The sequence below is a fragment of the Bacillus sp. UMB0893 genome (genome assembly GCF_002858905.1).
In the GTDB taxonomy this organism is placed as follows: domain Bacteria; phylum Bacillota; class Bacilli; order Bacillales; family Bacillaceae; genus Bacillus_P.
Window position 1 is genome coordinate 295,571 of sequence record NZ_PKLB01000002.1, and the last position, 12,970, is coordinate 308,540.

The 12,970-nt window shown below is 33.1% G+C and carries 13 protein-coding genes; all 13 read right to left on the reverse strand.

The window, feature by feature from the left end:
• The 13 genes from CYJ36_RS07130 to CYJ36_RS07185 all read right to left on the reverse strand — a co-directional run bounded on the left by CYJ36_RS07130 (position 1) and on the right by CYJ36_RS07185 (position 12,970).
• Positions 1–444, reverse strand: coding sequence for a lasso peptide biosynthesis B2 protein (locus CYJ36_RS07130; protein ID WP_101566237.1), 444 nt, complete (start codon positions 442–444; stop codon positions 1–3).
• Between the two features lie 9 nt (positions 445–453).
• On the reverse strand, positions 454–744 hold the full coding sequence (locus tag CYJ36_RS07135) for a lasso peptide biosynthesis PqqD family chaperone (protein WP_257962412.1): 291 nt from the start codon (positions 742–744) through the stop codon (positions 454–456).
• Positions 731–1,672, reverse strand: coding sequence for an aldolase (locus CYJ36_RS07140; RefSeq protein ID WP_101566239.1), 942 nt, complete (start codon positions 1,670–1,672; stop codon positions 731–733). The genes CYJ36_RS07135 and CYJ36_RS07140 overlap by 14 nt, the downstream gene beginning before the upstream one ends.
• A 112-nt stretch (positions 1,673–1,784) precedes the next feature.
• The gene (locus tag CYJ36_RS23375; RefSeq protein WP_142382684.1) at positions 1,785–1,940 is read right to left on the reverse strand and encodes a paeninodin family lasso peptide; all 156 of its coding nucleotides are present in this window, start codon (positions 1,938–1,940) and stop codon (positions 1,785–1,787) included.
• Between the two features lie 14 nt (positions 1,941–1,954).
• Positions 1,955–3,895, reverse strand: a complete 1,941-nt coding sequence (locus CYJ36_RS07145; RefSeq protein WP_101566241.1) for an asparagine synthase-related protein — start codon at positions 3,893–3,895, stop codon at positions 1,955–1,957.
• A 203-nt stretch (positions 3,896–4,098) separates the two neighbouring features.
• Positions 4,099–5,133: a UDP-glucose 4-epimerase GalE gene (galE, locus tag CYJ36_RS07150; RefSeq protein ID WP_101566242.1), complete on the reverse strand. Its 1,035-nt coding sequence runs from the start codon at positions 5,131–5,133 to the stop codon at positions 4,099–4,101.
• A gap of 79 nt (positions 5,134–5,212) precedes the next feature.
• Entirely contained in the window at positions 5,213–6,370 is a 1,158-nt protein-coding gene (locus CYJ36_RS07155; RefSeq protein WP_101566244.1) for an aminotransferase class I/II-fold pyridoxal phosphate-dependent enzyme, read from the reverse strand.
• Positions 6,324–7,016, reverse strand: coding sequence for an acetyltransferase (locus CYJ36_RS07160; RefSeq protein WP_180850149.1), 693 nt, complete (start codon positions 7,014–7,016; stop codon positions 6,324–6,326). The genes CYJ36_RS07155 and CYJ36_RS07160 overlap by 47 nt, the downstream gene beginning before the upstream one ends.
• Positions 7,017–7,020: 4 nt before the next feature.
• Positions 7,021–7,611, reverse strand: coding sequence for a sugar transferase (locus tag CYJ36_RS07165; RefSeq protein WP_257962426.1), 591 nt, complete (start codon positions 7,609–7,611; stop codon positions 7,021–7,023).
• 18 nt (positions 7,612–7,629) lie between these two features.
• The gene (locus CYJ36_RS07170) at positions 7,630–9,198 is read right to left on the reverse strand and encodes a lipopolysaccharide biosynthesis protein (RefSeq protein ID WP_101566250.1); all 1,569 of its coding nucleotides are present in this window, start codon (positions 9,196–9,198) and stop codon (positions 7,630–7,632) included.
• A gap of 107 nt (positions 9,199–9,305) precedes the next feature.
• Complete coding sequence (locus CYJ36_RS07175; RefSeq protein ID WP_101566252.1) at positions 9,306–10,535, reverse strand: glycoside hydrolase family 88 protein; 1,230 nt, start codon at positions 10,533–10,535, stop codon at positions 9,306–9,308.
• 39 nt (positions 10,536–10,574) lie between these two features.
• Entirely contained in the window at positions 10,575–11,768 is a 1,194-nt protein-coding gene (locus CYJ36_RS07180) for a glycosyltransferase (RefSeq protein ID WP_101566534.1), read from the reverse strand.
• A gap of 2 nt (positions 11,769–11,770) precedes the next feature.
• Complete coding sequence (locus CYJ36_RS07185; RefSeq protein WP_101566254.1) at positions 11,771–12,970, reverse strand: glycosyltransferase; 1,200 nt, start codon at positions 12,968–12,970, stop codon at positions 11,771–11,773.

Sequence of the window (12,970 nt, forward strand, 5' to 3'; positions counted from 1 at the left end):
TCAGCCAAATCGTTTTGCAAATGTACATGTAATAGTAAAAAGATGCCTTTCATCTGCCCCTGTAACATAGTATTTTCCGCTCCGAAGCCAAGCATGAGCCGTTAGTTCCTTTAAATGGTTTCTAGAAGTGCCCAAATATAATGTACTTTCAATCCCTCTGCGCTGTAGCATTTTCATAGAAGCAATTGCCCTTACTAAGCACATGGTTTCCCATGGAGCATACTTAGAAGCTACATGGATGGCACTAGATATATTTTTCAAAGTATCTAAATTCGCCTCATAATTTGTTATTGAAGATTCTTTATTCCTTTCACCTAGGTATTTAGAAGTTTTGGAGAATGGCAGGCATTTAATTACTCTGGCAAACGCTAAAAAAATAAAAGCTTCCACTATTAATAATTTCATTTGTCTATTAAGTGTTAATATGTTTTTTACTCGATTCATTTATATCCCCTAATTTTTCACAATAATTAGATGCTCCATATGCAGAGATGATAAAAAGGAAACGACTTGCTCTTTACACTGAGCAGCTTCAACTTTATAACTTGAAGTAAGTTTTTCAATAATTGTTTCTATTACGATTGGTTCAGAAATAATATCCCAAATTTCTCCGCCTACATATCCGAGACTATAATATTTTCCGTTTTCAACACTCATCATGACTTTATCTCCATCCATATCACTTACTATAAAACCAGGCTTTTGACAGACAATGCTTTGCAGTTCAAGATTAAATGTTTGCAACTTGCATTTCCTCCTTAGGTATATTTGCTAAAACTTGATTCACTAGTTCATTTGGTGTGAACCTTGAAATCGGTCTGATGATTTGATGAACAAAAGTTCTCTCTATTATGTTTGCAGTAAACTTAAAGTGCCACTCTAACAGACACATGTCGTTGAGTAGGAAATTCCTATACGTATGCACATAAAGTGTTTTAAATGCAAGTAATTTAGTTATTGAATTAATTCCTATTACATTATTTTCTGCTGTTTTGGTTAGCTCAAAAACTCCGCCTAATGGAACCTCTTTGTTTAAAAAATGATCACCTGCAGGAATTGCAAACTTTGTTTCCCTTTCAAAGAGAGGAGTTAAGCGCATTGAATCAATTCCAAATTGATCTAAGCTTTCTTTCCAGAGTTTTTGTTGCGGATATGCTGGAATTACAACAGGTATATTTCTGTCATCTAATTTCACAGGTATTACATCATCCGAGATAAGTTTGTAGCCCTTTTGAATAAAAGCAGAAGCAAGAGTTGACTTACCAGCTCCGGAATGGCCAATAAACGCATAAGCTTTTCCATTTATTTCAATGGCACTTCCATGTAGAGGCAGGATTTTGTTTTGCAGCAGACAGATGCCAATACAAGTTCCCAAAATAAACATCTTTACAACATCCATTCTCTGTTCATCTAAGATATGGACTTTTATTGTACAGGCACGCGCTATGTAAAAAACGGCTATGTTTGGAATGAAAAGCCACACTTGCTCCTCGTTTATAAGAAACTGAATTTCTTCATTCTCAATAAACCTTTTCATCTCACAGCTTAAGTCAACTAATAAGATATTTAGTTCAGGGAAGTTAATTTGATTTTTATTAATCGGAAGTTCCTCAAATCTAATATCACTATAGATTGTATATCCGAAAGCTAAATATCTTATTACTTCACTCAAATGACTCACTCCAATATTATCTAATTATTTTGTGAATGAAGTCCCCTAAAAACTTTACCAGGGGACTTCCAAACCTATTATTGCTAGTTATAAGTATTTAAAATATTTAGTATTAGCTTGTGAATCTCTTCCATGTTCCTTGGTTATTAGGATCCACAGGAGTACCTGGAACATAAGCCTCATCAGTATATGGGCCATGTACAGTTGAAGCCATAGTCATTTTCACATCAAGAACTTCTAATACAGGAGCTTGCCACTCTTTTTTCATTTTCTCACCTCCCTTCAAATAAAATTTTTAATAAACCGGTATACAACTAAGCATCTCATTAAAGATTTATAATTTGGATCAATTGCCTTTTCTGGAATTGGTCCAAAATTCAAATTCTCAGCGGCTTCTTTAAGAACAGGAACATTGAAAATGTGTTCTGTACTATGGTCATTTACCATTTCATCTATTTCAATTCTTAGTTTCTTCCATTGACTATTCATGCGGTGTACCCAATCTGCCCCTTGTACACCTCTTACTTTTTGATTTAATCGGATATCATTTGGCAAATAGTTTTTTGTAGCATTTCTGATCAAAGCTCTGTCTAAACCGTTTTGTACATACTGTTCTTCCGGCAGAGATAAACAATAGCGAACTACTCGCAAATCATTTGATGGATCCCGCTTCCACAATGAGTAATGCATAGATAACTTAGAAGCAAGCGTGTTGCTAGCATTCCAATGAAAAACCTCTTTAAAGTGGCTTTTTCTTTGATTAAAAATATTATCATCAAGAAACCAGCCATTATCTCCAAATCCATAATGTTTAAGTTTTTCATATACTCTTGTTTTAATGGCTAAGTCATCATTCAGAGGATTAGGAATTTCATAAGGTGATCTACTTGGTAAGATTTTATTAAGTGCAGGAAATGCAGTTTGAGCAATACTGGGAATTCTTTTATACCTGCTGCCCCCTACGTTTAGACTATATAAATGAAGTTCCCGCATTAATTTAATCCATTTTAACTTCTTAAGAAGGCTGGAATAGTAATCCATTGCAGAACCCCATGAAATGGTTAAATTCCCTCTTCCCCCATTTAAAAGAATTCCAACATTATTTTTTGCAGCTTCTTCAAACATTCCTTTAAGCCAAAATGAATTTTCGAAGAATTTATAAGGCATTTCCATAACATCTAAAAAAGGATCTATCTCTGAGTAGGGATCCCTTCCTTCAAAAGAAAGATAGTAGTCTTTAATGTTGCCTACAAAATTTACAGTTGATTTGATTAAAGGCGTTTCATCTGGCATTAGGTTACTCGGTGTAAAGTCAACAAAATCTTCAGGAGGTACATAACTATATGTATAAAGTTTTTTCCCAGTCCTTTTTAAATCTCTAGAAGCAAATCCTACAATTGCTCCAGAATCTAATCCACCGCTTAATTGAGCGCCAATTTCCTTATGTGATCTTAAACGTGATGAAACCGCTTCCTGAAAAACTTCCTTAAATGATTCAATGTAATCTTTGTCGTTTTTATAGCGAATGGTTTTAAAATCACTCAAAGTGCAAAATTGATGAGTATAGACCTTTCCATTCTTAACTATGAAACTGTGCGATGGCTGCAATTGATTAATATTTTGGTAGGGAGTGATTGAATTGTCTACTGTATCAACCATGCCTGAAATAGCCAAAAACTCAGCTATCCATTGCTCGTTAAGTTTCTTTTTATTTTGGCTTATTTTTATTAAAGGTTTAATGGTACTGCTAAAGCAAAATTCATTATTACTGTGAGAATAATAAAGAGTTCTGCTTCCTGAGAAATCCCTTGCTCCAAAAATCATTTCCTGTTTTTCATCCCAGATGACAAAGGCAAAATCACCTGCCAAATATTTTGGGGAATCCTCCTTCCATCTCTCATAGGAAAGTAAGATTAATTCACTATCTGTCATCGTTTTTCTTTGGTCTTGCTTTACTCCAAGCCTATTAAATAAATCCTCACGATTATCAATGATCGCATCAGCTGTTATCGCCAGTTTTCTTGTTGAATCATAATAAGGTAAAATTTCACATATCGACTCTGGAGTTATCCATTGAGCATGGCATCCCAAAAATATATGCTGATTTATCCATATTTGGATATCATCAGATGGAAAATTATTGAATCCAGCCATCATTACTCTCACATGATTATGTTTGATCGGAGCATTATTAAACTGGTAAATTCCTGTGATAGCGCTCATTATTACACCCTTAACTCATTCTCAATAGAGAACAAAAAGATTTTAATTACTTACATTTGAGACAACTAACCAACTATTTCCCATAGTACTAAAGACTCGAATATTAAATATATTCTATATTAAGAACGATACTATACTTTTAAAAAGAACACAACGTTTTTTTGTAGAAAAGATGTTTAAAAAGCAATAATTTTGCACAGCTATTAAGACTGTAATACTTTTACTGGGTCTGAGTATCCATTGGGATTCCTTATTTGCCACCTCCAAGAATCTTCAATCATATCATGGAGAGATTTAGCTGCTTTCCAGTTTAACTCTGCTTCTGCTTTTTCTGAATTTGCATAACTAATGGCAATATCTCCTTTTCTGCGATCTGTAACAGTAAAGGGGATCTTCTTTTGTGATACATTCTCAAATACATTTATTACTTCTAAAACGCTTGATCCGCTTCCAGTACCAAGATTATAGGACTCAACACCGTTAGTTATTAATGTTTTCTCTAAAGCTTTTAAGTGACCTTCAGCTAAGTCAACAACATGGATATAGTCTCTAATGCCAGTGCCATCTGGGGTTGGATAATTGTTGCCGAATACGCTTAATTCTTTCAGCTTTCCAACTGCTACTTGTGTGATATATGGAACAAGATTATTTGGTAAACCATTCGGGTCCTCGCCTATTAGGCCGCTGATGTGTGCACCAACAGGATTGAAGTATCTTAAAATTGAAATACTCCATCTACTATTTGAAATTCCCAAATCTCTTAGAATTTCTTCTGACATCAATTTTGTTCGTCCGTATGGATTAGTTGCTTGCAAAGGTAATTCCTCTTTAAGTGGCATACTAACATTTGTACCATAAACAGTTGCAGAAGAACTAAAAACCAGATTATAGACTTCATATTTTTCCATCACTTCACAAAGATTAAGCGTGCTTATCAGGTTATTCTGGTAATACTTTAAAGGTATTGTAACGGATTCACCAACTGCTTTTAACCCTGCAAGATGGATTACAGCAGTTATATCATTCTTAGAAAAAACTTTTTCTACTTCCTCCTTATGACCTAAATCACAATCATAACTTACAAAATCTTTGCCAGTAATCAACTTTACACGATCAAGGGCCTCAGGATGACTATTGCAGAAATTGTCAACTACAACTATGTCGTACCCGGCATCCAGCAATTCCACACAAATATGAGATCCGATATATCCAGCTCCGCCTGTCACTAAAATTTTCAATACTCTCGCTCCTTCCAGCAAATGCAAATAAACATCTCATCAAATATGACATGTTGAAAAATGTATAGATCATATATTTTTATCCGGCAATAGAACTTGTAACTATAGCTGATTTGATACAGTTAATAATGATCAATTGATCTTCTCTCGCCATTCCCGATCCTGAGGGAAGACAAATTCCTCTGTTAAAAAGTTCTTCGGAGACAATTTGTTTTTCACTGTGAGGATAAAATAATGCATCTGAGAATAATGGCTGCATATGCAATGGCTTCCAAATGTGCCTCGCCTCAATGTTTTCTTTTTCAAGCAATTGAATTAATGCCGCTGCATTCTTTCCAAATTCTTCTTCATTAATGGTTATAGCTGTAAGCCACCTATTTGATTTTGTTTCAGCTAACTCTGGCATTAAATGAACTCCTGGGAGTTCAGAAAGTTGTTCCTTGTAAAATTCAAAGATTTCTCTTCTTGACCTCACTCGATCATCTAAAACCTCTAACTGTCCTCTCCCAATACCAGCAAGAATGTTACTCAAACGATAGTTGTATCCTGTCTCACTGTGTTCATAGTAAGGAGCAGTGTCTCTAGCTTGAGTAGCAAGAAATCTAGCTTTCTCAAGCAACTCAGCTTCATCAGAAATAAGCATACCCCCACCCGATGTGGTAATAATCTTATTTCCATTAAAGGAAAAAATGCCGAATTTACCAAAAGTGCCGCTGTTTTTCCCTTTATAAGTGGAGCCGAGTGATTCTGCTGCATCTTCAATGATTGGAACAGCGTAAAAGTCGCAAATGGCAGTAATTTCATCCATTTTTGCACTTTGTCCGTAAAGATTTACCACAATGATAGCTTTAGGTAATTGATTTCTTTTTTCTGCATCAATAAGTGCTTGTGTTAATGCTTCAGGAGACATGTTCCAAGTGTCAGGTTCAGAATCTATAAAAACTGGGATGGCGCCCTCATAAAGGATTGGATTTGCACTCGCCACAAATGTAAGTGTAGAGCAGAAAACATAATCCCCCTTTTTCACTTCCAATAATTTAAGGGCTAAATGGATTGCAGCTGTTCCTGAACTCAGTGCTACAGCACTCTTGGCCCCCACATAGTCTGCCATTTCCTTTTCAAATGCATCTACATTTGGTCCTAGAGGCGCGATCCAATTGCTTTCAAAAGCCTGGTTTATATACTTTTGCTCACGTCCGCTCATGTGCGGAGGAGACAAGTAGATTCTCTTCTTCATATATATTCTCCTTTCTGCCATTATTTGAAAGGTACCTCGCCGGATTCCCCACAGCTGTTCTGTGTTTTGAGATATCATGAATCACTACTGACCCGGCTCCTACAACAGCCCATTCTCCAATCGTTTTATTTGGTATAATGGTTGCTGAAGCTCCTATATGAGAACCCGTTCCTACAGACACACTGCCTGTTAAAGTTGCATTGGGTGAAATGTGCACAAAATCATGAATAAAGTTATCATGTTCTATGATAGACCCTGTGTTTATTATGGAATGTTCACCAATTTTTGTGTCTGCATTTACAACGCAGCCCGGCATTAATACAGTTCCTGGTCCTATTTCAGCAGATTGACTTACAATTGCAGCAGGATGAATGAGAGTTGCAAATTGATTTGAGTTCAGGTTTAACTCTCTTACAATCTTCATACGAATATTGTTATTTCCAATAGCAACAATAAATTTAATATCCGGGTACTCGCTTAAAAGTGTATAATAGATTGTGAGCTGACCATATATTACACTTTCAAATTCTTTAGTCGTTTTAAATTTATCATCAAGCACTGCAGCAATCTGGTAGATATTTTGCTCCTTTATAATGTCACAGACAACTTTACTGTGTCCCCCATGGCCAATAACAGCAATTTTCACTTTTTCATTCATGTCCTGCTCCTTTAAACTTTTGTATGGTTGCAAAACCTGCTTGATTGATTCCATCAGATTTAATTACTTTCATTATCGTTAATAGCAAAATCTTTATATCCAGTAATAAGCTTTTATTGTTTACATACCAAACATCCAAATCGAATTTTTCTTCCCATGAAATTGCGTTTCTGCCATTAACTTGGGCCCATCCTGTAATACCCGGCCTCACTAGATGCCTTTTTGCTTGTTCCTCCGTATACAAAGGCAAATACTCCATCAGCAAAGGTCTTGGACCGACTAAACTTAGTTCCCCTTTAAGAACATTAAACAATTGAGGCAATTCATCCAGACTATACTTTCTCAGGAAAAACCCAAAAGATGTTAACCTCTCTTCATCAGATAATAATAAACCATTTTCATCTTTTTCATCCGTCATCGTGCGGAATTTATAAAGAGAAAATGGTTTATTATTTAAACCTGGCCTTACTTGTTTAAAGATAACAGGAGAACCAAGTTTATACTTAACCAATACTGCAATGATGATTATTGCTAAAAAAAGAAAGATAAGAGAAATAAATGCCAAAGTAACATCAAAGATCATCTTTTTCATTTCGTCCTCCTACACATCTAACCTTTGGCTGATTTGAGAATTTTTCACATTTCCTTTTATTTTTCTTGAAAGCTTGTAAAATAAACCTTTTAAGATATTAGACAGATAAATATATTCCTCACTTTTTCTAAATAATATAATGTACAAAGCATTTGGTACGATAAAACAAACGATTCCTTTAAGAGCGAGCATTAAAAAGGTATCTGCTTTAATAAAGCTTGATAAGGTATAAGTTAGAAAGAAAGCAGCAATTGCAATTAAAGTGAAAAAAGTATAACTTTTGTAATATTTCCAAATGGAAATTTTGAAAAACCTTCTATAAACAAGGTACGGCGTAGTCCAGAAAGGAACAAGTACTGTACTAATTAACGTTCCTATAAAAACCCCGATTAGCCCTAAATGTTTAACAAGCAAAATTGAAAAGAAAAGATTAATACAAGCCTGAATAAGAGGTGCAAATCGATCTTCATGAAAAATCCCTGCGGTTGTCTTCACAGTAGTTATTGAGTTTCTCATACCTCTTTCGTAAAAAAGGATAATGAGAACGATTAAAACCCCTGTTCCCAACAAATACTCAGACCCTATCCACAAAGAAATAAAAGGCTCTATGAGGATAAACATTATTATTGAAAAAAAGGAATACAGCCAAAAATTCAAAAACATAGTAACTTTAAAGATTTGATATACTTTTTCCTTCCTTTCATTCGCCACCAAGTTTCCTACACTGTGATAAAGGTTGTTAAAGATTTGATAAGTGAATGTTCTGAAAATTTCGATGAGCATGTGATAATTAGAGTACAATCCGACAGCAGCTACACTCACAAAGGAAGAAATAATGATATTATCTGTTCCGAAAATAAGAAAAACACCAATATTCTGGAGTATAATAGCTTTAACATTTTTAATAATATGATCACTTGTATCCTTATCAATTCTCTGGCTTGATTTACTTTTTAAGAAAGGGTACATCCTATTTACTACCAAAGCTAATGAAACCGATGTAACAAATGTAATAACACTTTCTATCCCTAAAAACAGCAAATAATTTTGTGTGTAGTGCAAAATCAGAATTTTGAGCAATGTAGATATAATGGCTGAAACTGTATAAAAACCAGTAACAATATAGTTCTTTTGGCAAACATTCAGAAAAGAGCTGTTATGTACATAAAGGTATGGCAGAACAGTATTTAAAAGAAAAATGAGATAGATTAACGTAACGTTTTCAATGTTTATATCTTTAATAATAAAACTTAAAAACGGCAGAAGCAGCAAACCAAGAGCAAGAACCACAAAAGCTATCACTAAATAAACTCTTTTGTATAAATTCATTAATGCACTTATCTTTTTTTGATCATTATCTGCTACAGGTTTATATAAGCTGTACATAATGCTGGCCCCAAAACCAGCCTCGACCAATGTCAGCATTCCAAGAACATTAGTTAGTAAGCCATTCAAACCAAGGTACTCTATTCCTAAGCTATAGATAAAAACAGTCCTTGAAAAAAAGCTTAGTAGAGTAATTATGACTTGATTTCCTAGGCCTGCGGATATATTTATTAATGAATTTTTTACTCTCATATATATTCTCCGATTTTAAGTATGACATAAAAATGATAAAGTACTCATTGTTTTATCTATGTTTGTAGCACCTTCATTATTATTTGATGCTTAATTTGAATATGATTTTATTTTTTAAGTTGTAAGAACCTTTTTTCAGCTTCATATTCATGTTTTTTCTTTTTATTGTAGTAGCTAATTAATCGCATACAAAATCCTTGTGTAAATGGTAAGATATCAAATGAGGATGAATATACTCCAATGTCTTTTGTATCACCTTGAGAAAAGTCCACAGATCCATTTTTTCTTGTAACTTGCATCAAGTATGATATCGCTCTTTCTGCACTTTCTAAGCATTCTTTTGAAACTTCCTCAATTTCAATTTCAGAAGCTTTTATCATAAACCATCCAATAGTGGCTGTTGCAGAAGAATCCGCTCTTGATTCATTTCTGGTTACCGTCCAATTCCAACTTCCGTTTTTCTGCTGAAGTTTAAGAGCTTTGTTAGCAAATTCAATTATGAGTTTTTCTAGTATTGGTTTATTTTCACTGCCAGCCGATAGTTCACCCCATGCATCAATTAATCCTATTGCATACCATCCTAGTCCCCTCCCCCACCCCATCATTCCAATAGGTGCTTTATCGTCGTTTATTTTATATACATGAAATGGCAGTTTAAAAGAATCAACCATTCCATATTCGTTAAATTTTTTAATTTGATTTATTGCTAAATCAATACACTCATTTTTATTAAATTTTGTTCCATATTTAATTAAAAATGGACAAATAAAACCAATAGTATCAACATACCTGTAATTACTCATAAATATTCTGTATTTAACCGTTCCGTCTTCTCCAATATGAGAGTTAATCATTTCCCATATTTGATCAAATCCAGGTTTATATTTATCTAAGTCAACATTCTCTAAGTTCATAACGGAATATGAAAGAATTGCAGCATCCACATATTCAGGTTTTTTTATCCAGTTACCATCTTTGTCAAAATTCATGTCTAAAAATCGGACTATTTCAACATAAATTTTATTATTATCTGTTAATTTGTAATTTTCTGTTAATCCTAGTAATAATGCTGCCTGCTGCCAATGCTGTATAGCATCTTTGGAATAATTCCCTCTTATGATATCCAATAATATTAATCTAGACTGATCTTTTAATTTTATTTTCGGTGTTTTAGAAAGCCATTTTATTCCTCTTTCTGTAATTGCATTTTCCCATTCATCATAGTTATTATATCTTCCTATGTGAATTCTTAATGTCCAATTTTTTAGTATGGGGAAAATGTCAATGAACAGAATAATAAAAACCAATATTACAATGCTTAGTAATAATAAATCCATATGGAATATAATTCCTCCCTGTAAAATTAGTTTAACTTTTTAACTAATTTCATACAGCTTTTTTATTTCAGACTCAGTACCTAAATTTTCTTTTGATAATGATTTTGAAAAAAAATCCATCTTGTTCTTATTTTTTAAAAGAGTATTAATACCCTCACTTATGCATTTAGCAGACATCTCTACTATCATTCCATTTACATTATTCTCGATTTGATCTTTCGCTGAGGAGTAATTAGTAACAATTATTGGTTTTTCAAGAATCTTAGCTTCATCTATCGCAATTGATTTTCCTTCATATCTTGATGGCTGAACATAAATATCTGCGTTTTTTATATATGGATAAGGATTTCCATGCACACCTAATAATAAGAATGACTCTTTCAAGTCTTTCTGAGCAATCAGTTTGTTAATTTCATCAAGTTCTGTATTATTTCCAAAACCAATCACATACCACTTTATTTTTAGCCCTTTATTAACTAGTATTTTGCATGACTCAACCGCCATATCAATCCCTTTTTCAAAACTCAATCTTGCAACAGTAACAATGTTTATGTATCTAGGGTCAAAATTCAGTAAATTTTTTTCAATTTTAGATAATGCCTTAATAGTAGTTGGTGATACTATATTTTTTATTACCTTTATTCTTGGTTTAAGATACTCAAAGTTCTCATATAATGAATTTGCACATTCTTCGGAAACTGTAACTATATGATCAAGTTGTTGAAAGTAAGGAACATCTATTTTTCTGTCCATTCCTGAATTTGTATAGTGAGTGTGGATCCACCCAATTTTTTTTTTTGCATTTACTTTTTCAATAACGTAATATATTGAAGATTTTTCTAAATAGCCAATCGCCACATCATATCTTTTATCCATTCTTTTTAAAGTGGCACCTACATACTTCCATGCACGCTGCTCACATCTAGCTTTATTTTGTTCCATTCTAAAAATATAGCTTGCTTTAGCACGTAAAAATGCAATGTCTGCTCTACCCATTTTTATACTATCTTTAATAGCTTTTTTTATAGACATATCAAAAAATTTATATTCTTCTGGTTCATTAAGTATATTAATTTTATTGGGAAGGTCTTGAAAAAATATCCCTCCAGATTTAAACAACAACAAATCTACCTCATATTTTGAAAAATCAATATTTCTTAATAACGAACTCAGAGACTTCTCTGCTCCTCCTGAGCTTAAATTATTCATAACGAATAACATTTTTTTCAAAATAATCACATCCTAATTAAATTGTAAAGTTTATTAATTTCATTCTCAGTGCCGAGTTTTTGCTGAGATAGATTCATTGATAAGTTGTTTCTTAGGTCTGGATATTCTATCAATTTTTCTATACCATCTGCTACTGCCATTGAATTCATATCTACTACCAGACCATCAAATTCATTTTCTATTTGATCTTTTGCAGTACTGAAATTAGTGACAATAATTGGTTTTTTTAGTATTTTTGCTTCGTCTATAGCAATTGATTTACCTTCGAATTTTGATGTTTGTGCGTAAATATCAGCTTTTTTAATATAAGGATAAGGATTTGGTTTTAATCCTAATAGAATAAATTGTTTTTCTAATTGATTTATTTTTATCAACTTTTCAAGTTTATCTCTTTCTTCACCTTCTCCAATGATATTCCATCTAATATTTATTCCTCTATCTTTTAAAATTTTGCAGGCTTCGATCGCCAAATCAAATCCTTTTTGATAGTGAAGCCTTCCAATTGAAAGGATAGATATTTCATCAGCTTTTTTGTTGAACAAATCATCATCTACTAATTGAGAAGACATATCCATAATCACTTTAGGGGAAACGATATTATAAATCACACCAATTTTTTCTTTTTGACTTGGAAATCTTGATGACAAAATATTGCTGCACTCTTCTGATACTGTAATGATATGATCTAATTGTTCAAAATAGCTTATATCATATTTAGGATCCATTCCCAGCTTGTCATAATCAATATGCACCCACCCAATTTTCTTGCATGCTTGGACTTTATCCACGCAAAAATAAGTCGATGATTTTTCTAAAAACCCTATGGCTACATCGTATTTTTTGTTAATTATCGGAAATGACTTTGAAAAATACTTCCAACTATATTGTTCTTTTCTGGAAATGTTTTTTATAGTTTTATTAGTTATTGCGAATAATATCCTCTGGTAGGCCATATATAAATTTGCAGACAAGAAAAATTTTTTTATAGATTCAGTTGCTGGCAATGCAAAATCGATATACTCTTTTGGCAATGGCAATATGATAACTTCTTTAGGGAGATATTTCATAAAAATCCCGTTTTGGTTAAATAATAATAAGTCAACATTGTATAATGTATAATCAATTTGAGTTAATAAATTTACTAAACTCTTTTCTCCGCCTCCAGCATCTAAACCCGGGATAACAAATAATAAGTTCTTTTTCAT

Excerpts from the sequence above, each read along its gene's own strand:
- CYJ36_RS07155 (WP_101566244.1), bottom strand. The coding sequence starts at position 6,370 with ATGAAGAAGAGAATCTACTTGTCTCCTCCGCACATGAGCGGACGTGAG.
- CYJ36_RS07185 (WP_101566254.1), bottom strand. The coding sequence starts at position 12,970 with ATGAAAAAGAACTTATTATTTGTTATCCCGGGTTTAGATGCTGGAGGC.
- CYJ36_RS23375 (WP_142382684.1), bottom strand. The coding sequence starts at position 1,940 with ATGAAAAAAGAGTGGCAAGCTCCTGTATTAGAAGTTCTTGATGTGAAA.
- CYJ36_RS07175 (WP_101566252.1), bottom strand. The coding sequence starts at position 10,535 with ATGGATTTATTATTACTAAGCATTGTAATATTGGTTTTTATTATTCTG.
- CYJ36_RS07145 (WP_101566241.1), bottom strand. The coding sequence starts at position 3,895 with ATGAGCGCTATCACAGGAATTTACCAGTTTAATAATGCTCCGATCAAA.
- CYJ36_RS07170 (WP_101566250.1), bottom strand. The coding sequence starts at position 9,198 with ATGAGAGTAAAAAATTCATTAATAAATATATCCGCAGGCCTAGGAAAT.
- CYJ36_RS07165 (WP_257962426.1), bottom strand. The coding sequence starts at position 7,611 with ATGATCTTTGATGTTACTTTGGCATTTATTTCTCTTATCTTTCTTTTT.
- CYJ36_RS07130 (WP_101566237.1), bottom strand. The coding sequence starts at position 444 with ATGAATCGAGTAAAAAACATATTAACACTTAATAGACAAATGAAATTA.